At 64.1% G+C, this 18851-nt stretch carries 16 protein-coding genes; 6 read left to right on the top strand and 10 right to left on the bottom strand.

Features of this window, described 5'->3' with window-relative positions; translation table 11 throughout:
- The first annotated feature begins 35 nt into the window (after window positions 1-35).
- Entirely contained in the window at window positions 36-494 is a 459-nt protein-coding gene (locus GGR44_RS02060) for an RrF2 family transcriptional regulator (RefSeq protein ID WP_183953761.1), read from the top strand.
- Window positions 495-619: 125 nt separating this feature from the next.
- On the opposite strand, the gene GGR44_RS02065 is transcribed toward GGR44_RS02060, so the two are convergent.
- A complete protein-coding gene (locus tag GGR44_RS02065) occupies window positions 620-1015 on the bottom strand; it encodes a GFA family protein (protein WP_183954213.1) in 396 nt (131 codons plus the stop codon).
- 103 nt (window positions 1016-1118) lie between these two features.
- On the opposite strand from GGR44_RS02065, the gene GGR44_RS02070 reads away from it, so the two are divergent.
- Entirely contained in the window at window positions 1119-3395 is a 2277-nt protein-coding gene (locus tag GGR44_RS02070) for an ATP-dependent helicase (protein WP_183953762.1), read from the top strand.
- Window positions 3396-3578: 183 nt separating this feature from the next.
- On the opposite strand, the gene ettA is transcribed toward GGR44_RS02070, so the two are convergent.
- Window positions 3579-5264, bottom strand: a complete 1686-nt coding sequence (ettA, locus tag GGR44_RS02075) for an energy-dependent translational throttle protein EttA (RefSeq protein WP_183953763.1) — start codon at window positions 5262-5264, stop codon at window positions 3579-3581.
- Between the two features lie 105 nt (window positions 5265-5369).
- Between ettA and GGR44_RS02080 the strand changes: the two genes are divergently transcribed.
- Entirely contained in the window at window positions 5370-6743 is a 1374-nt protein-coding gene (locus tag GGR44_RS02080; RefSeq protein ID WP_183953764.1) for a M28 family peptidase, read from the top strand.
- A gap of 158 nt (window positions 6744-6901) precedes the next feature.
- A complete protein-coding gene (locus tag GGR44_RS02085) occupies window positions 6902-7102 on the top strand; it encodes a hypothetical protein (RefSeq protein ID WP_183953765.1) in 201 nt (66 codons plus the stop codon).
- A gap of 164 nt (window positions 7103-7266) precedes the next feature.
- Here the strand turns inward: GGR44_RS02085 and GGR44_RS02090 are convergent, their stop codons facing one another.
- Both GGR44_RS02090 and phaR read right to left on the bottom strand, forming a co-directional pair.
- Window positions 7267-8793: an aminoacyl--tRNA ligase-related protein gene (locus GGR44_RS02090; protein ID WP_183953766.1), complete on the bottom strand. Its 1527-nt coding sequence runs from the start codon at window positions 8791-8793 to the stop codon at window positions 7267-7269.
- Between the two features lie 99 nt (window positions 8794-8892).
- Window positions 8893-9465 (bottom strand): polyhydroxyalkanoate synthesis repressor PhaR, encoded by a 573-nt coding sequence (gene phaR / locus GGR44_RS02095; protein ID WP_183953767.1) that lies wholly within the window; start codon window positions 9463-9465, stop codon window positions 8893-8895.
- On the opposite strand from phaR, the gene GGR44_RS02100 reads away from it, so the two are divergent.
- Together GGR44_RS02100 and GGR44_RS02105 are read left to right on the top strand one after the other, a co-directional pair.
- A complete protein-coding gene (locus tag GGR44_RS02100; RefSeq protein WP_246344269.1) occupies window positions 9464-10555 on the top strand; it encodes an alpha/beta hydrolase in 1092 nt (363 codons plus the stop codon). The two genes, phaR and GGR44_RS02100, sit on opposite strands and share 2 nt — an antisense overlap.
- Window positions 10556-10607: 52 nt before the next feature.
- Window positions 10608-11780: an acetyl-CoA C-acetyltransferase gene (locus GGR44_RS02105; protein WP_183953769.1), complete on the top strand. Its 1173-nt coding sequence runs from the start codon at window positions 10608-10610 to the stop codon at window positions 11778-11780.
- Between the two features lie 61 nt (window positions 11781-11841).
- Here GGR44_RS02105 and alr read toward each other — a convergent pair whose 3' ends face one another.
- The 6 genes from alr to GGR44_RS02135 all read right to left on the bottom strand — a co-directional run bounded on the left by alr (window position 11842) and on the right by GGR44_RS02135 (window position 18782).
- A complete protein-coding gene (gene alr, locus GGR44_RS02110; RefSeq protein ID WP_183953770.1) occupies window positions 11842-12888 on the bottom strand; it encodes an alanine racemase in 1047 nt (348 codons plus the stop codon).
- A gap of 25 nt (window positions 12889-12913) precedes the next feature.
- On the bottom strand, window positions 12914-14506 hold the full coding sequence (locus tag GGR44_RS02115; RefSeq protein WP_183953771.1) for an MFS transporter: 1593 nt from the start codon (window positions 14504-14506) through the stop codon (window positions 12914-12916).
- Between the two features lie 93 nt (window positions 14507-14599).
- Window positions 14600-15316, bottom strand: a complete 717-nt coding sequence (gene aqpZ / locus GGR44_RS02120) for an aquaporin Z (RefSeq protein WP_183953772.1) — start codon at window positions 15314-15316, stop codon at window positions 14600-14602.
- 124 nt (window positions 15317-15440) lie between these two features.
- Entirely contained in the window at window positions 15441-15812 is a 372-nt protein-coding gene (locus tag GGR44_RS02125) for a tRNA-binding protein (RefSeq protein ID WP_183953773.1), read from the bottom strand.
- A gap of 48 nt (window positions 15813-15860) precedes the next feature.
- Complete coding sequence (locus GGR44_RS02130) at window positions 15861-16721, bottom strand: class I SAM-dependent methyltransferase (protein ID WP_183953774.1); 861 nt, start codon at window positions 16719-16721, stop codon at window positions 15861-15863.
- 60 nt (window positions 16722-16781) lie between these two features.
- Window positions 16782-18782 carry an acetyl-CoA carboxylase biotin carboxylase subunit gene (locus tag GGR44_RS02135; protein WP_183953775.1) on the bottom strand — a complete coding sequence of 667 codons (2001 nt, stop codon included), beginning with the start codon at window positions 18780-18782 and terminating at the stop codon, window positions 16782-16784.
- Between the last annotated feature and the right edge of the window lie 69 nt (window positions 18783-18851).

Raw genomic sequence — 18851 nt, forward strand, 5'->3', positions numbered from 1 at the left:
TTATACGCAGGCGCACTTGCGCTTTAAGCAACCGAATGAGATTGACCCAGCATACCGACTACGCCCTTCGCGTGTTGATTCATCTGGCTATGTCGCCATCGGTGCACGCCACTATCCCTCAGATCGCCGCCGCCCATCAACTCTCGGAAAATCACCTGCGAAAGGTGGTTCTGCATCTTGCCAAAGGAGGCTTTTTGGCGACACGCAGGGGGCGCGGCGGCGGCTTCGCTTTGGCGCAACCGGCAGAGTCGATCTCTCTGCGCGCCGTCGTCCTCCACACCGAAACTGACATGCGCATGGTCGATTGCACAGGTTGCAAGCTGCGCCCAGTTTGCGGCCTGCCCAGAATCCTTAATGAAGCCGCGTCCGCGTTCCTGGGCGCTCTTGATTCCTATACCCTGGCGGACGTGGTTCAGGATCGCCTAGGCTTGGTGGCGACCCTGGACGCCATGTCGAACGGGCCGGAAACCCCAGGCGCAATTTCCGATCCTTGACTGCTTTTCCTGGCCCCGGCCCCTTTCCGCACGGCAAAAGGACAAACCGGCAAGGAAATTGTCCAGTCTCAGGCCACAGCCAAAGCGGTCATGGAGAGCCGCACGGCCAACGGTCGCTGCTGTCATTAAAGCCCGGGATAGCGCTCAAACTTCGGCAACTCGTGCGCACCTTCCATCCACGGCGCCGCCTCGGCATATTGGACATGGATGCCGGGCGGAAAAGCGGCCTGATCGTCGAAGGTCGCGGTCTGGATGTCGATCTGGCCCGGAAAGATGCTTTCGTTGCGGTAGAACAGCCCCGTTCCGCACCGGGCGCAAAATTGTCGCGTCGCCTGTTCGGACGAGGCATAGGATGCAACCTCGCCCGTTATCATCACCTTGTCCTTCGGGAAAAGCGCCCATCCCACCATCGGCGCGCCCGCCGACTTGCGGCAATCGGAACAATGGCACAGCGCGCTGTAAACCGGATCGCCCGCCGCTTCATAGCGGACCGCGCCGCAATGGCATCCACCTGTCACCATCATGTCCTCCTGCATTGATTCTCTTTTTGTTCTCATATAATCCGGGTGTTCGCAACCCATCGACTTGCCCCCGCCGCGCCCCGCGCCTACCTGCCGGATAGCCATGACCATCCCCGCCCCCTCACCCAATGATCCGCCCTATCTGCGCGGCCTGAACGATCCCCAGCGCGAAGCCGTGCTGACCGCTGAAGGACCGGTGCTGGTGCTGGCGGGCGCAGGCACGGGCAAGACCGCCGCGCTCACCGCCCGCCTTGCGCATCTGGTCGCCACGCGCCGGGCATGGCCCTCGGAAATCCTGGCCGTCACCTTCACCAACAAGGCGGCGCGGGAAATGCGCGAGCGCGTCGGCCGCATGATCGGCGAGGCGGTGGAGGGGATGCCCTGGCTCGGCACTTTCCACGCCATCGCCGCGAAGATGCTGCGCCGCCATGCCGAACTGGTCGGCCTGCAATCCAATTTCACCATCCTCGACACCGACGACCAGTTGCGGCTCTTGAAGCAACTGATCCAGGCGGAGGGGATCGACGAGAAACGCTGGCCCGCGCGGCAACTGGGCGGCCTGATCGACCAGTGGAAGAACAAGGGGCTAACCCCGGAGGATGTCGGCGCCGGCGAGAGCGAAGGCTATGCCAACGGCAAGGGGCAGAAGCTCTATGCCGCCTATCAGGCGCGATTGCGGCAAGTGAACGCCTGCGACTTTGGCGACCTGCTGCTGCATGTGCTGACCATATTGAAACGCCATCGCGACGTGCTGGAAAGCTATCAGCAGCGGTTCAAATATATCATGGTCGACGAATATCAGGACACCAACAGCAGCCAGTATCTCTGGCTGCGCCTGCTCGCCCAGACGCGCAAGAATATCTGCTGCGTGGGCGATGACGACCAGTCCATCTATAGCTGGCGCGGGGCGGAGGTCGCCAACATCCTGCGCTTTGAAAAGGACTTCCCCGGCGCGAAGATCATCCGGTTGGAACAAAATTATCGGTCGACGCCGCATATCCTGGGCGCCGCATCAGGCGTGATCGCCGAAAATGGCAACCGCCTCGGCAAGACTTTGTGGACCGAAGTGGACGTCGGCGAAAAGGTCCGCGTCGTGGGCGTATGGGACGGGCCGGAGGAGGCTCGCCGCGTCGGTGAGGAGATTGAGGCGATCGAACGCGCGGGCGGATCGCTCGACGGCGTCGCCATCCTCGTCCGCGCCCAGCACCAGACCCGCGAATTTGAAGACCGCTTCATCCAGATCGGCCTGCCCTACCGCATCGTCGGCGGTTTCCGCTTCTACGAGCGCGCCGAAATCCGCGACGCGCTCGCCTATCTGCGGCTCGTCAACCAGCCTTCCGACGACCTCGCCTTCGAACGGATCGTCAACGTGCCCAAGCGGGGTCTTGGCGACAAGGCGCTGGAAAAGCTGCACCGGCTGGCGCGGGCGGAGGGCATTCCGCTCGCGCTGGCGGCCGCCCGCATCCTCGACACGGACGAGATGACGCCGCAGGCGCGCCGCTCCCTTGGCGCCTTCGTCGGCGATCTCGCCCGCTGGCGCGACCGCGCCGCGCAGTTGCCTCATGCCGAGCTTGCCCGCCAGATCCTCGACGAAAGCGGCTATACCGCCATGTTGCAGGCGGAACGCACCGCCGAAAGCGCCGGGCGGCTGGAGAACCTGAGCGAACTTGCCCGCGCCATGGAGGAATATGAGACGCTGGGCGCGTTCCTGGAGCATGTCTCCCTCGTCATGGACAACGAAGCCCAGGCGCAGGCGCGCAAGGTCACCATCATGACTATTCATGCGGCGAAGGGGCTGGAATTCGACACGGTGTTTCTCGCCGGTTGGGAGGAAGGGCTGTTCCCCTCCCAGCGCGCGCTTGACGAAGGGGGCCTCAACAGCCTGGAGGAGGAACGCCGCCTCGCTTACGTCGCCATCACCCGCGCCCGACGGCGCTGCACCATATTGCACGCCGCCAACCGGCGCATCTATGGCCAGTGGACCAGTTCCATCCCCTCCCGCTTCGTCGGCGAATTGCCGCCGGAGCATGTGGAGGAGGAAAGCAGCATGGGCGGCGGCGCATCGCTGTGGCGCGCCAACTGGTCCGAACGCGCCGACCCCTTTGCCAATGTCGGTCGCGGCGCCGGCCGCGGCCCCGGATGGCAGCGGGCGCAATCCAGCGGCCAGTTCAATCGCGAACCCGTGCGGATCGTCGAGGCGCGCGCGTCGGCCGTCTCGCTCGGCAACAAGGGCCGCGACGACATGGCCGTGGGCCTGCGCGTGTTTCACCAGAAATTCGGCTATGGCGTGGTGGCGGAAATCGAGGGCAACAAGCTGGAAATCGATTTCGAAACGTCCGGGCGTAAACGGGTGATGGACAGTTTCGTCTCGCTGGCTTGAGCGAGCGCCATGAGACAAAAAAAGGCCGATCCAAAGAGGACCGGCCCGGAGAGTTTTAGGAGAGGATGCCTGAAAGGCCCTTTCCATGTGCCGGCAGCGGGGTGATTCCGCAATTGCGAAGGCTGGTTTCACGATTGCGTTTGTTGCAATCCGGTTACCAGCCCGTGCCGACCACCCGCCAGCTCACCGAGTCAGCTTCTTGTAGGCAAGGCGCGTGGGACGATCGGCGGCGTCGCCCAGGCGACGGCGCTTGTCCTCCTCATAGGCCTCGAAATTGCCTTCGAACCACTCGACATGGCTGTCGCCCTCGAAAGCCAGAATGTGCGTGGCCAGTCGGTCGAGGAAGAAGCGGTCATGGCTGATGACCACCGCGCAACCGGCGAAATTCTCGATCGCCTCTTCCAGCGCCGCCAGCGTTTCGACGTCAAGATCGTTGGTCGGTTCGTCGAGCAGCAGGACGTTGCCGCCCCGCTTCAGCATCTTGGCGATATGGACCCGATTGCGCTCACCGCCCGACAGCTTGCCGACATTCTTCTGCTGGTCCTGGCCCTTGAAGTTGAAGGCGCCGACATAGGCGCGGGTCGACATGTCGTGACCGTTGACCTTCACATAATCGAGCCCGTCGGACACTTCTTCCCAGACATTCTTGGTGGGGTCGAGATGATCGCGGCTCTGATCGACATAGCCCAGCCGCACCGTCGACCCGATGTCGATTTCGCCCGAATCGGGCGTTTCCTGCCCGGTGATGAGGCGAAACAGGGTGGACTTGCCCGCGCCGTTCGGGCCAATGACGCCGACGATGCCGCCGGGCGGCAGCATGAAGGACAGGTCTTCGAACAGCAGCTTGTCGCCATAGGCCTTGGACACGCCCTTCAATTCGATCACCTTGCCGCCCAGACGTTCGGGCACCTGGATGACGATCTGCGCCTTGCCGGGCGCGCGATTTTCCTGGGATGCGACCAGTTGCTCGAACTTGGCGATACGCGCCTTGGACTTGGTCTGGCGGCCCTTCGGACCCTGACGGATCCATTCCAGCTCGTCGTTGATCGCCTTCTGGCGGCCGGTCGCCTCGCGGTCTTCCTGTTCCAGTCGCTTGGCCTTTTTCTCCAGATAGGTGGAGTAATTGCCTTCATAGGGGAAATATTTGCCGCGATCGAGTTCCAGGATCCAGCCGACGACATTGTCTAGGAAGTAGCGGTCGTGGGTGATCATCAGCACCGCACCGGCATATTCCTTCAGGTGATTTTCCAGCCAGGTGACGCTTTCCGCGTCAAGATGGTTGGTCGGTTCGTCGAGCAGCAGGATGTCCGGCTTCTGGATCAGCAGGCGGGTGAGCGCTATGCGGCGCTTTTCACCGCCCGAAAGGCTCTCCACCGACCAGTCCGACGGCGGGCAGCGCAGCGCCTCCATGGCGATTTCGAGCTGGTTGTCGAGCGTCCAGCCATCGGCCGCGTCGATCGCCTCCTGCAACGTGCCCATCTCCTCCATCAGCGCGTCGAAATCGACGTCCTCCGGCGGATCGGCCATGATCATGCTGATCTCGTTGAAGCGATCCAGCTTGTCCGCCATGTCGCGGGCGCCGTCCTTCACATTTTCCAGCACGGTCTTGTTCGGGTCGAGTTGCGGCTCCTGCGGCAGATAGCCGACAGTGATGTTCTCGCCCGGCCAGGCTTCGCCCGAAAAATCGGTGTCGATGCCGGCCATGATCTTCATCAGGGTCGACTTGCCCGCGCCGTTGGGGCCGACGATGCCGATTTTCGCCCCGCGATAAAATTGCAGGTTGATCTGGTTCAGCACCGGCTTGGGCGCGCCGGGGAAAGTCTTGGTCATGCTCTTCATCACGAAGGCATATTGCGAGGAGGCGGACATGGGTGCGGCTGCTCCGGATAGGGTCGATAACAGGGAATTTCGGGGCGGGGTTAGCGAAGCGAAGGCGCATTGGCAAATGGCGGATGCCCCGCTAAGCCTTCATTCATGCAGAAAATCCGATCGGGCACGCTCGCCGCCCTCCTGCTTGGCGGCATCCTCACCCCCTCCCTCGCCGTTGCGGCCCCCGCCGACAGCAAGGCGATTCGCGACGCAGCGCTCAAGGATGAGGTCGCGTGGGCCTTTACCGAAGGGCTGACGACCGAGGTCGGGCCGCGTCCGGCGGGCACCCCGCAGGAGGCGCGCGGCCGCGAATGGGCGGTGGCGAAGCTCAAGGCTCTGGGCCTCAGCAACGTGCGCGCCGAACCCTATACCATGGCCGTATGGGCGCGCGGCCATGAAGCAGCGCGCATCGTCGCGCCCTTCCCCCAGAATCTGGCGCTCGTCGGCCTCGGCAATAGCGGATCGACCGGCGAAGCGGGGATAGAGGGCGAGGTCGCCTTCTTCCCGACCATCGCCGATCTCGTCGCCGCGCCCGACAATGCGGTTCGGGGCAAGATCGCCTTTGTCGGGCACGACATGCACCCCACGCAGGACGGATCATCCTATGGCCAATTCGGCGCGGCCCGCCGTCAGGGGCCGAGCATCGCGTCGAAAAAGGGCGCCATCGCCATCCTCATCAAATCCATCGGCACCGACCATCATCGCGCGCCCCACACCGGCGTCCAGATGTGGGCGGAAGGCGCAACGCCCATCCCCGCCGCCGCGCTGAGCGTGCCGGACGCTGAACAGCTCGCCCGCGTGGTCGCGCGCGGCAAACCGGTGCGCGTCCACCTGACGCTGGTCTCGCAAAATCTGACCGACCAACCGTCGGGCAATGTCATTGCCGAAGTGCCCGGCTCCGACCCGAAAGCCGGCATCGTGGTCGCCGCCTGCCACCTTGACAGCTGGGATCAGGGCACCGGGGCCATAGACGACGCCACCGGCTGCGGCATCGTCACCGCCGCCGCGCTTCAGGTGAAGAAGGCTGGCACACCCCGCCGCACCATCCGCATCCTGATGGCGGGCGCTGAGGAGGTCGGGGGCGACGGCGCGACAGCCTATTTCAAGGCGCATGGGGCGGAGCCTCACGCTCTGGTGATGGAATCGGACTTCGGCGCGGATCGCGTCTGGCGGGTCGATTTCAAACTGCCCACGGGCCATGAGGACCTGACCAACCGCATCGCGGCCGGCCTGGCCCCGTTGGGCATCGGCGCAGGCGGACAGGAAGCGGGCGGCGGCGCCGACATCGCGCCGCTGGTGAAGGCCGGCGCGCCCGTCATCGACCTGCAACAGGATGGCACGCGCTATTTCGACCTGCACCACACGCCCGACGACACGCTGGACAAGGTCGATCCGGCGCAATTGCAGCAGAATGTCGCGGCCTGGTCAGTCGTTCTAAATGAAGTTTCGAATGCGTCAGAATCATTGGGCATTAAGTGAACTTTTATTGTAGACAACGACCCGTCGCGTGATTCGGTCAACTGGGCGAGCGCGCACAAAAGCATTGATTTGTGCAACGCACACGTTAATGCGGGTCGCTCGCGTAGGCCCACGTCAGAACGGGGCATGCGCGGCATATGCTATGGGAGCCGTACACAATGAAGAAGATCGCTGTTGTTTTCGCTTCGGCCAGCCTGATGGCGCTCGCCGCTTGCGGTGAAAAGCCGGCTAACGAAACCGCGAACGCTTCGAACGAAGTCGAAAACGTCGTCGACAACGCCGTCAACGCTGCTGAAAACGCCGCCAACGCTGCCGACAACGCCGCGAACGCGACGAACAACGCCGCGAACGCGATGTAATTTTTGCCTTTGGCGAATTTTGGAAAAGGCGGTCCGTTCATTCGGGCCGCCTTTTTTCATGCCTGCCCCGCGCTATCAGCGCAAACATAGCGCATGGAAAAGGCCACCGCCAAAGGGGGCGATGGCCTTCTTCTGCAACTGGCCGGGTCCGATGGCGGCACGCCTCAATAAGCGCGGCCGACCAGCACCCGTTCAACCGCCGGCTCGCCTGTGAAGACGCAGGCGCCTTCCGCTGCGGGCGCGTCCAGCGGCACATTGCGCAGCGTCAGCTTCTCCCCCTTCAGCCACTCAATGACCTTGTCGAGCGCCGCGCCGGTCGGCTTCGCCCAGTTCACCAGCGCCCAGCCGGGACGCGCGCTGGCGTCGAAATGGGCTTTGAGGGCGGCAAGGTCGGCAACGTCGCGATTGATGTTCGCCTGCAACCGCTCGCTGGCCTGCGCGAACAGGCCCTGTTGAATCGCTTCCAGCATTTCAGGCGCTGCCGCGACGAAATCATCCTTCGCCAGGATCGCGCTGTCGAGCTTGCCATCCTCGCGATACAGCCGGTCGCGGCGCAGCACGGACACATTGCCCCCGGCCAGATCGCGCCCGCCAACCTCGATGATGATCGGCGCGCCCTTCTTGACCCAGCCCCACCGCTTGCCGGCCGCCTTTGCCGGGCGACGATCGAGCAGCGCGCGGACAGGCTCGCGGAACACGTCCAGGGCGTTCAATTGCGCGACCAGGCCAGCGCAATAGTCGATGATCGCAGCATCCTCGTCATTATCGCGCAGCATCGGCACCACGACGATCTGATAGGGCGCCAGACGCGGCGGCACGCGCAACCCGTCATCGTCGCCATGGACCATGATGAGGCCGCCGATCATCCGGGTCGACACGCCCCAGCTTGTCGTCTGCGCCAGTTCCTGCTGCCCTTCGGCGTTCTGGAAACGGATATTCTGGGCGGAGGAGAAAGTCGTGCCCAGGAAATGCGACGTGCCTGCCTGCAACGCCTTGCCGTCCTGCATCATTGCTTCGATGGAATAGGTGGAAACGGCGCCGGGGAAGCGTTCATTCTCCGGCTTCTCCCCCGCCACCACGGGCATGGCGACGCATTCCTCCGCAAAGCGCCGGTACACCTCCAGCATCTTCATTGTTTCCTCGACCGCTTCCTGCGTCGTGGCATGGGCGGTATGCCCTTCCTGCCACAGAAATTCAGCGGTGCGCAGGAACATGCGCGTGCGCATTTCCCAGCGGACGACATTGGCCCACTGGTTGATGAGGACGGGCAGGTCGCGCCAGCTCTGCACCCAGCGGCTGAACGCTGCGCCGATCACCGTTTCCGATGTCGGCCGCACCACCAGCGGCTCTTCCAGCTTTGCCGCAGGATCGGGCACCAGCCGCCCATCCTGCTGGATCAGGCGATGGTGGGTGACAACCGCCATTTCCTTGGCGAAACCGTCCACATGCTCGGCTTCCTTCTCGAAATAGGAAAGCGGGATGAACAGCGGGAAATAGCAATTCTCATGGCCCGTCGCCTTGATGTCGGCGTCGAGCAGCTTCTGCATCCGCTCCCATATGCCATAGCCCCATGGACGGATGACCATGCATCCACGCACCCCGCTGTCCTCGGCCATGTCGGCTTCGGCGATGACGGCCTGATACCAGGCGGCGAAATCCTGTTCGCGGGTAACGGAAAGGGCGTGTTTCACGGGGTCGACTGGCCTTGCCAAAGTGAATGGAAAGCCGCGCCATAGGGCATGAAACGCGGCCCTGTCGACCCCGGAGAGGCGCGACCGCCCGGCAGGCGGTCAGTTCAGCTTGTCGATCTTGGCATTGAGCGCCGCAAGCTGCGCCTTGAGGTCGGCGATCTCGTCGTCCTTGGCGGCTTCCTTCGCGCCTTCGACCGACGCCATGAAGGGATTGGCGCCCGCCGATCCCTTGAACGCGCTGGTCGCGGCTTCGAACATCTGCATGTTGCGCTTGGCGATCTCTGCCAGCGGCCCGCCGCCAAAGGCGCCCTGCATCGCTTCCTGAAACTGCAACTGGTTCTTGCGGAAAGCGTCCATCGACGCTTCCAGATATTGCGGCACCATGGACTGCATGGAATCGCCATACATGGAGATGAGCTGGCGCAGGAAGTTGACCGGCAGCATATTCTTGCCGCGCTGCTCCTCCTCCATGATGATCTGGGTCAGCACATTATGGGTGATGTCCTCACCGCTCTTGGCGTCGACCACGACAAACTCGCGCCCTTCGCGCGTCATCTGGGACAGCAGATCCAGAGTGATGTAGCTTGACGTTTCGGTGTTGTAGAGGCGGCGATTGGCGTATTTCTTGATGACAACAGGTTCCGACTCACCCGGCTTTTTCGACTTCGTCATGGACAAACCTCCTACTCCCCAGAATGCTGCGTTAGCACGGCCGGTTGTGGCGTCGCAACATGGCCCCCGCCCCTTGCCGCTTTTTCTTGATCTATTATGGCGGGAATCCCGCGATGATACGGAATTGCGCCGCTCCGCGCTCAGGGGGCTGCGCAAATATCAGGAGGCGGCGCGGCCGGCGCCGCCCCCAATGCCGCCCATCTTTGCTGCGGCCGGGAACAGTCGATTGCTGCGCTTCAACAGTGCAGCATCGAACCGCGCACCGGTTGTGTTCGTCCCCTCTCTGATCAATCCGCCGCGCGTGCTCGACCTGTCGCCGGAACGATCGCTTGTCCGCGCCATGGCCGCGGCAGGGCATGACGCCTATCTGGTCGACTGGGGCACGCCGCTCGACGATGACAAGGGCATGGATCTGACCGCCCATGTCGCTGACCGACTGGCGCCGATGATCGCCGCCCTGCCGCAACCGCCGATATTGGTCGGCTATTGCCTGGGCGGGACTCTGGTCGCCGGGGCTGCGGCCCTCTCCCCCCCGCGCGCGCTTGCAACCATCGCGACGCCCTGGCATTTCGATGGCTTTCCCGAACAGGAACGCGCCGACATTGTCGCCCTGTGGACCCGTTCGCAGGGCACATGCGTGCAAATGGGCTATGTCCCCATGGAGGTGCTGCAATCGGGCTTCTGGAGCCTCGACCCCGCCCGCACCATCCGAAAATATGCCGCCTTCCTCGACATGCCGCCCGGATCGGACAAGGAACTCGCCTTTCTGGCGGTGGAGGATTGGGCGAATGAAGGCCCGCCCCTGACGCTGGCTGCCGGCCAGCAATTGTTCGAGCAATTCTATGGCGCGAACCAGACGGGCGAGAAGCGTTGGCGCATTGATGGACGGGTCGTTGACCCCGAAGCCCTTGCATGTCCCACATTGTCCATCGCTTCGCTGACCGACAAAATTGTGCCAGCCGCTGCCTCTCCTCGGCTTGCCGAACATCGCGAACTGGCGCTGGGCCATGTCGGCATGATTGTCGGCAGTCAGGCGCCCCATGATGTCTGGATGATACTATCGGACTGGCTATCGACTCACGGGGGGTGATGCTATGGCCGCCGTCGATACGCCCATGTCCACCATCTGAAGGAGCAGGACCATGACCGACATCGTCATCGCCGCCGCCAAACGCACCCCTGTCGGCAGCTTTCTGGGTTCATTCTCCTCGACGCCAGCCCACGAACTGGGCCGCACCGCCATTGTCGCCGCGCTCGCGCAGGCGGGCGTTGCGCCCGAAGAGGTGGACGAAGTCATCCTGGGCCATGTGTTGACCGCCGGCCTCGGCCAGAACCCCGCCCGACAGGCCGCCGTTCATGCCGGCATCCCGGTCGATCGCACCGCCTTCTGCATCAACCAGGTATGCGGATCGGGCCTGCGCGCCGTGGCTCTGGCGGCGCAGGCGATCGCCAATGGCGATGCCTCGATCATGGTTGCGGGCGGGCAGGAGAGCATGTCGCTTTCCCCCCATGCCCAGTATATGCGCGGCGGCGCCAAGATGGGCGACATCCGCCTGGTCGATACGATGATCGTCGACGGCCTGACGGATGCCTTCAACGCCTATCATATGGGCATTACCGCCGAAAATCTGGCGGAAAAATATCAGATCAGCCGCGAGGAACAGGATGCCTTCGCCGTCGCCAGCCAGAACAAGGCGTCGGCCGCGCGCGCATCGGGCCGCTTCGCCGATGAAATCGCGGCGGTGACGGTCAAGGGACGCAAGGGCGACACCATCGTCGATACCGACGAATATATTCGCGACGGCGCGACGATCGAAGCCATGCAGGGCCTCAAACCCGCGTTCAAGAAGGACGGCACGGTCACGGCCGGCAATGCCAGCGGCCTGAACGACGGCGCCGCCGCTCTGGTGCTGATGACCGCCGATGAAGCGGCCAAGCGCGGCGTCGACGTGCTCGCCCGCATCGCCTCCTTCGCAACCTGCGGCGTCGATCCGTCGATCATGGGCATCGGCCCCGCCCCGGCCTCGACCAGGGCGCTGGCCAAGGCTGGCTGGTCGATTGGCGACCTCGACCTGATCGAAGCCAATGAAGCCTTTGCCGCGCAGGCGCTGGCCGTCGGCAAGGAACTGGGCTTCGACCCCGCGAAGCTGAACGTCAACGGCGGCGCCATCGCCATCGGCCACCCCATCGGCGCATCGGGCGCGCGCGTGCTCACCACCTTGCTTTACGAAATGGGCAAGCGCGACGCGAAGAAGGGTCTCGCCACCCTGTGCATCGGCGGCGGCATGGGCGTCGCCATGTGCGTCGAACGCTGATCCGATAGCATCAATTACAAAAGCAGGCCGCCGTTTCCAGGCGGAAGCGGCGGCCTTGCCTTTACGCCCAGACCCGGTCGAACCGCGCGCCCAGCCCGGTCAGCAATTCATATTGTGACAGGCCCGAAGCCTCAGCAGCGCCCGGCAGGGCATAATCCATCGTCAGCCAGTCGCCCGCCGCGACATCAGGCCGCATCGAAACATCGATAGCGATCAGGTCCATCGAAACCCGCCCGACCAGCGGCAACCGCACGCCATCGACAATCACGCCGCCGCGATTGGAAAATCCGCGCAGATAGCCATCGGCATAGCCCAGATTGAGGATCGCCACCTCCATGTCAGCGGGCGCGGTGAAGGTCGCGTTATAGCCGATGCTGTCGCCCGCAATCACCCGGCGGCGCTGCAACACCTGCGCCTGCGGAAACACGACCTGCGCGATATGGCCGACCGCGTTCTTGCGCGGAACCCCGCCATAAAGCGCCAGCCCCGGGCGGGTCAGGTCAAAGCCATAGTCGCTGCCCAGGCAGATCCCCGCGCTGTTGGCCAGACTGTAGCGCCGCGCCGCGACCTGCATCGTCATTGCCGTGAAGCGCGCCCGTTGCCGTTCGCTCAACGACCCGTCCTCATCGGCCGAAACCAGATGGCTGACCAGCGTGTCGATGGCCAGTCCATCGGTCATTGCGTCAACGTCGCCGCGCCAGTCCAGCCCCAGCCGGTTCATGCCGGTGTCGATCATCACATCGCACGGCCCGCCACCCGCGTCGCGCCACAGGGCGATCTGTTCAGGCGAACAGAGCACCGGCCGCGCGCGCGAAGACAGGGCGATGTTCATGTCCTCCGCCCGCACCCCGTGCAGCACCGACAGCGAGACGCCTTCATCCAGCAACGGCTCCAGCGCCAGCGCCTCGCCCCAGTTCGAAACGAAAAAATCCCGGCATCCCGCCGTCATCAGGCGGCGCATGACTTCGGGCGCACCCAGCCCATAGCCGTCCGCCTTGATCGCCGCGCCACAGTCTGGCGCGCCGCCCTGCTTCGCCAGCCAGCGCCAGTTCGAAACCAGGGCATCGCCATCCAGGCGCAGGCGAAGCGGAGCGATATAGGCTTGCATCCCCTGCCCGATAACGGGTCGGCGGTCAGGCGTCGAGGGGGCGTCCGCGCGTTTCGGGCAGGGCGAAAAGACATGTCGCCAGCGCCAGCGCGACGATCCCCATCGTATACCACAGCCCGGCATAGGGATCGCCCGTTCGCGCGACGATATATTGGCTGACCAATGGCAGGAAACCGCCAAAATAGCCGGTGCCGACATGATAGGGAATGGACAGCGAGCTATAGCGGATACGCGCCGGGAAATATTCGGACAGCAGCGCCGCCACCGGGCCATAAGTCGCCCCCGACAATGTCCAGAGCAACAACATGGCCGCAAACAGCATCAGCGCGCGCGGCCAGTCCGGCGTCACTGTCGCCGCAACATAACCATGGGTCGCCAGCGCCGCGTCCAGTCCCGCGGCGCTCATATCCTCCACCGCCTCGCCGCCGATCGCCACGGCGGGCGCATCGCCCGGCCGCGCATCATAGGGGATGCCGCGTTTGGAAAAATGATCGAGCAACTTGCCGCAATCGGTCGGCTGCGTCTTGGCAAAGGGATTGAAGGTGCAATCAGGCCCGCTGACCACGACTGGCGCGGTGCGGGCGGCATCGGTCAGCGCAGGATTTCCCACTTGCCCCATGAAGTGATAGAGCGGAAACAACAGCGCCAGCACCAGCGCATAGCCGACGATGATCGGCTTCTTGCGGCCGATCCTGTCCGACAGCCAGCCGAAAAAGACGAACGCCGCCATCCCGACAAAGGCGCTGCCGCCGACCAGCAGTTGCGCAACGCCCGACGCGATGTGCAGGCCATTTTGCAGGAAATAGAGCGACTGGAACATGACCGTGTAGGCGATGACGGTGAAACCGGCCGCGATCCCGATCATCGCGACCAGCATCCTTTTGGCGTTGCCCGGCGCGACAAAGGCTTCCTTCAAGGGGTTTTTCGCCTGTTCGCCGGCCGCCTTCATCGCCGTGAACACCGGGCTTTCGCGCAGCATCAGCCGCATCCACAACGAAATGGCGAGCAGCGCCAGCGAGAAGATGAAGGGCAAACGCCAGCCCCATGCCTCCCACGCCGCCTTGCCGACGATGGTCTGAATGCCCACCACCACGATCAGCGACAGGATGAAACCGCCGATCACCCCGGCCTGAATGAAACTGGTGTAGAAGCCCCGCTTGCCCGGCGGGGCATGTTCGGCCACATAAATCGCCGCGCCGCCATATTCGCCGCCCAGCGCCAACCCCTGCGCGATCCGCAGCAGGATGAGGATGGCGGGCGCGGCCACGCCGATGGTCGCGGCCGATGGGGTCAGGCCGACGCCCGCCGTCGCCACGCCCATCAGGATGATGGTGGCAAGGAACGTATATTTCCGCCCCAGCCGGTCGCCCAGATAGCCGAACAGCGCGGCGCCCATAGGGCGGAAGGCGAAACCGATGGCGAAACCGGCCAGCGTATAGAGAAGCTCTACGGTCGGATTGTCCGTCGGGAAAAATGTGCGCCCGATGATCGGCGCAAGCACGCCGTAAATATAGAAATCATACCATTCGAACACGGTGCCCAGCGCCGAAGCGGTGATGACCAGCCGGTCCCGCTTCGCATCCATGACATAGTCGTCGCTCACCGCACCGCTGCTCATTCCGCCCCCTGGCCCATTCGTTCAGGCGGAATGGCGTGGCTGGCCTCCCCCCTCTTGCCGCCCCTGAATGGGGCAGAGGGGGAAGGCAGTCAATCAATCTCCCGATATGTCGACCGCCACCGGCCGCGCGGGGCTGAGCCAGCGATAGGCGACGCCGCCCAGCGCCCCGCCGATCAGCGGCGCGATCCAGAAAAGCCAGAGTTGCTGCACCGCCCAGCCGCCAACGAACAGGGCCGGCCCGGTGCTGCGCGCCGGATTGACCGATGTATTGGTGACGGGGATGCTGATAAGATGAATCAGCGTCAGCGCGAGGCCGATGGCCAATGGCGCAAAGCCTGCGGGGGCCGAACCATGGGTCGCCCCCATGATGACGAACAAAAAGGCGAAGGTCAGGACGACTTCGCACAGGAAGGCCGCCGCCATTGTATAACCGCCGGGAGAATGTTCCGCAAAACCGTTGCTGGCAAAGCCGCCGGCCAGACTGAAATCGCCATTGCCGCTGGCGATCAGGTAGAGCACGCCCGCCCCTGCAATCGCGCCCAGAGTTTGCGCTATGACATAGGGCGGCAGTTCGCCGCCGCTAAAGCGCCCACCCGCCCACAGGCCGACGGACACCGCCGGATTGAGGTGACATCCCGACACATGGCCGATGGCATAGGCCATCGTCACCACCGTGAGACCAAAGGCCAGTGACACGCCGACAAAGCCGATGCCCAATTCGGGGAATCCAGCGGCCAGCACGGCCGACCCGCATCCGCCCAGCACCAGCCACCCCGTCCCGATGAATTCCGCCGCAAGCTTCTTCAACATCGTCCGCCTCCTGTTTGATCGGCGCCCATGTCCCCGGGCCTTGCGCAAAGGCTATACCCCCGGCCCATCGCCGACAACGCCAATCTTACGATAGCGTAACGGGTGGACGGGATTGTGACGGCGTTCAGAAAAGGCGCGATCCGTTGGGCACTGGCCTGTCGGGCGCGAACAGCATCACCGCGCCGCCTTCATCGGCAAAGCCCAGGGTCAGCACTTCCGACATGAACTTGCCGATCTGGCGCGGGGGGAAGTTGACGACGGCCGCCACCTGCCGCCCCGCCAAATCCTCCAGCGCGTAATTTTCCGTAATCTGCGCGCTCGACCTGCGGGCGCCAATGGCGGGGCCGAAGTCGATCAGCAGCTTGTAGGCGGGCTTTCGGGCTTCCGGAAAAGGATCGGCCGAAATGATCGTGCCGACGCGAATGTCGACCTTCAGAAAATCGTCGAAGCCGATGTCGGGGGCGGCGGGCGCGTCGATGGCGTGATGGAGGTGCATGGCCCGATCCTATCCTGCCCCGTGGCCGCGCGCCATCCTCCGGCGCGATCAATCCGGGTTGCGCGCCGTCCATATCCACGCCGCCGCCGGAAAGTCGACGGCGCTGTCCACGCGGTGCGCCTCGCATATTGTGCGAAGCGCGTGGAGGATCGCCGGCCGCCGCTCGGCCGGGCTGTCCTTCAATATCCGCGCGGCCGGACCGATCCGGCCAAAATAATCGACCGCGTCGGCAACCGCATCGTCGCCCTCCCCCGCGCGGTAGGCGAAGTCGACGGCCGTTTCCTCAGCGTCGATCCAGCCCGCCTGGTCCAGCAACGAACGGGTGAACGCCGCGTCGGCAAAGGCGAAGGGGCCGGGTTCATAGCCCGCCGGCGCAGGCGATGGCTCTCCGATAATGGCCGTGGCGATTTCCGACGCCCAGCCATTCAACGCAGCGGCGCGGAAGCAGGAAAAGACCATATGTCCGCCCGGCCGCGTCGCCGCGCGAATGGCGGCCAGCCCGGCGACGGGATCGTCGAAAAACATCACCCCATGGCGGGAGACGACCAGATCGAAGGGGGCATAAGCGCCGATGGTCCGTTCAACCGGGCCAGCGACGAAGCGGCAATTCGGCATCGCCGCCGCCCTCTCCCCGGCGATGGCGATCAGCGATTCCGACAGGTCGAACCCGGTCACCTCGACATGGTTGCCAAGGCTGGCCGTGGCGATGGCGGTGCCGCCCGCGCCGCAGCCTATGTCCGCAACCCTTGCGCCGCCTTCGGGCGCCGCCTGCGCGATGGCGTGGTTCAGATGGGACGAAAGGCCCGCAAAGCTGCGATCCGTCCGCCGCCATTCCAGCGCCCAGACATCGCCCACGGGGCCGACCCATGCGGCGGCATCGGTCTTGGCCTTGTTCGGCCGCTCAGCCATGGACGCCGTCTTTCCTTTAGGACGCCCCCCTCCTGACGGAGGAGGGCCGTCAGGACAAGGTCATTCCATTTCCAGGATGATCGCGTCGACCGGCAGGCTTTCGCCCTGCGCCGCCGTCACGCTCTTCACCGTGCCGGACTTCTGCGCGCGCAGAATGTTTTCCATCTTCATGGCTTCGATCACGGCGAGCGGCTGGCCCGCCTCGACCTTGTCGCCTTCCTTGACGTGCAGCGCGACCAGTAGGCCGGGCATCGGGCAGATCAGGAAGCGCGAGAGATCCGGCGGGATCTTTTCGATCATATGCTGCGCATAGGGCGCAACATGGGCGGGCAGGACGCGCAGCTTGTGGCTGGCGCCATGACAGGTCAGCACAAAGCCCGAACGCACCGGCGCGATCTTCACCGCCAGTTGATCGTCGCCGAACTCCGCTTCGATCAGGCGGTCGCCCGGCGTATATTCCAGGCTCATGTCCATCGCCGCGCCGTCGACGGTCACATCGTCGCCCTTGATGACAACGTCGTGCACGGCGTCGCCGATCTTCACCTGCCAGGCGGTCGGGGCCTTCAGCTTCTTGCCAAGCTGGCCGTCGATGCGGCGGGCGCGGTCGGCCTGCGCCATGGCGGCGAAAGCGCCGATGGCCGACAGGCGCTGGAGCAATTCCGCCGAAGCGGGCGCGCCGGTGAAGCCTTCGGGATATTCCTCGGCGATGAAGCCGGTGGTGATGTTGCCCGAACGGAAGCGTTCATGCTGCATCAGCGCGGACACGAAATCGATATTGTGGCCCGGCCCCTCGATCTCGAACTTGTCGAGCGCCTCGATCTGCTTGTCGATGGCCTCCAGACGGGTCGGCGCCCAGGTGATGAGCTTGGCGATCATCGGGTCGTAGAACATGGAGACCTCGCCGCCTTCGACCACGCCGTCATCGACGCGGATCAGCGCGCCGCTGGCGTCCGCGCCTTCCTCGGGCGGATTGTAGCGGATCAGACGCCCCGTCGAGGGCAGGAAGCCGCGATAGGGGTCTTCGGCATAAATACGGTTCTCGACCGCCCAGCCGTTGAGCTTCACCTCATCCTGCGTGAAGGCGAGCTTTTCGCCATTGGCGACCCGGATCATCTGCTCGACCAGGTCGACGCCGGTGATCTCCTCGGTGACGCAGTGCTCGACCTGAAGCCGGGTGTTCATTTCCAGGAAATAGAAGCTGTCCCCGGTCTTGTCCGCGCCCGACACGATCAGTTCGACCGTGCCGGCGCTGAAATAGCCGACCGCGCGGGCGAGAGCGACGCACTGCTCGCCCATTTTCTTGCGCATTTCAGGGGACACGAAGGGCGACGGCGCTTCCTCAACCACCTTCTGGTGGCGGCGCTGGATCGAACATTCGCGTTCGTTGAGATAGACGATATTGCCATGCTGATCGCCCAGCACCTGGATTTCGATATGGCGCGGGCTTTCGATGAACTTCTCGATGAACACACGGTCGTCGCCGAAGCTGGCAAGACCTTCGCGCTTGGTCGCCTCGAAGCCTTCGCGGACGTCCTGCTCGCTGTAGGCCAGCCGCATCCCCTTGCCGCCGCCGCCGGCCGATGCCTTCATCATCACCGGATAGCCGATCTCGTTGGAGATGCGGACGGCATGTTCAGTGTCGTCAATCTCGCCGACGAAGCCGGGGACGACGTTGACGCCCGCTTCCATGGCCAGCTTCTTGGACTCGATCTTGTCGCCCATGGCGGCGATGGCGTTGGCGGGGGGGCCGATGAAGATGATGCCCTCCGCGTCGAGCGCCTTGCGGAAGCTCTCGCGTTCCGACAGGAAACCATAGCCCGGATGGACCGCGTCCGCGCCGGTCTGCTTGCAGGCCGCGATGATCTTGTCAGCGATCAGATAGGACTGGGCGGCGGGCGACGGACCGATATGGACGGCTTCATCGGCCATCAGCACATGCGGCGCGCGCGCATCGGCATCGGAATAGACCGCGACGGTCTTGATGCCCATCTTCTTGGCCGTGCGCATGACACGGCACGCAATTTCGCCACGGTTCGCGATCAGGATCTTGGTGATTGCCATTTCAGTTTCGTTTCCCCGATTTGCAGATTGCCCAAAGCGCGATCAAAACCCCGACCGAAGCCAAGCCGC

The organism is Sphingobium fontiphilum (assembly GCF_014196635.1).
GTDB lineage: Bacteria > Pseudomonadota > Alphaproteobacteria > Sphingomonadales > Sphingomonadaceae > Sphingobium > Sphingobium fontiphilum.

What these genes read in the sequence shown, in the direction of transcription:
- GGR44_RS02060 (WP_183953761.1), top strand. Translation starts at nt 36, where the DNA reads ATGAGATTGACCCAGCATACCGACTACGCCCTTCGCGTGTTGATTCAT.
- GGR44_RS02065 (WP_183954213.1), bottom strand. Translation starts at nt 1,015, where the DNA reads ATGGTGACAGGTGGATGCCATTGCGGCGCGGTCCGCTATGAAGCGGCG.
- GGR44_RS02070 (WP_183953762.1), top strand. Translation starts at nt 1,119, where the DNA reads ATGACCATCCCCGCCCCCTCACCCAATGATCCGCCCTATCTGCGCGGC.
- ettA (WP_183953763.1), bottom strand. Translation starts at nt 5,264, where the DNA reads ATGTCCGCCTCCTCGCAATATGCCTTCGTGATGAAGAGCATGACCAAG.
- GGR44_RS02080 (WP_183953764.1), top strand. Translation starts at nt 5,370, where the DNA reads ATGCAGAAAATCCGATCGGGCACGCTCGCCGCCCTCCTGCTTGGCGGC.
- GGR44_RS02085 (WP_183953765.1), top strand. Translation starts at nt 6,902, where the DNA reads ATGAAGAAGATCGCTGTTGTTTTCGCTTCGGCCAGCCTGATGGCGCTC.
- GGR44_RS02100 (WP_246344269.1), top strand. Translation starts at nt 9,464, where the DNA reads ATGGACAAACCTCCTACTCCCCAGAATGCTGCGTTAGCACGGCCGGTT.
- phaR (WP_183953767.1), bottom strand. Translation starts at nt 9,465, where the DNA reads ATGACGAAGTCGAAAAAGCCGGGTGAGTCGGAACCTGTTGTCATCAAG.
- GGR44_RS02105 (WP_183953769.1), top strand. Translation starts at nt 10,608, where the DNA reads ATGACCGACATCGTCATCGCCGCCGCCAAACGCACCCCTGTCGGCAGC.
- alr (WP_183953770.1), bottom strand. Translation starts at nt 12,888, where the DNA reads ATGCAAGCCTATATCGCTCCGCTTCGCCTGCGCCTGGATGGCGATGCC.
- GGR44_RS02115 (WP_183953771.1), bottom strand. Translation starts at nt 14,506, where the DNA reads ATGAGCAGCGGTGCGGTGAGCGACGACTATGTCATGGATGCGAAGCGG.
- aqpZ (WP_183953772.1), bottom strand. Translation starts at nt 15,316, where the DNA reads ATGTTGAAGAAGCTTGCGGCGGAATTCATCGGGACGGGGTGGCTGGTG.
- GGR44_RS02125 (WP_183953773.1), bottom strand. Translation starts at nt 15,812, where the DNA reads ATGCACCTCCATCACGCCATCGACGCGCCCGCCGCCCCCGACATCGGC.
- GGR44_RS02130 (WP_183953774.1), bottom strand. Translation starts at nt 16,721, where the DNA reads ATGGCTGAGCGGCCGAACAAGGCCAAGACCGATGCCGCCGCATGGGTC.
- GGR44_RS02135 (WP_183953775.1), bottom strand. Translation starts at nt 18,782, where the DNA reads ATGGCAATCACCAAGATCCTGATCGCGAACCGTGGCGAAATTGCGTGC.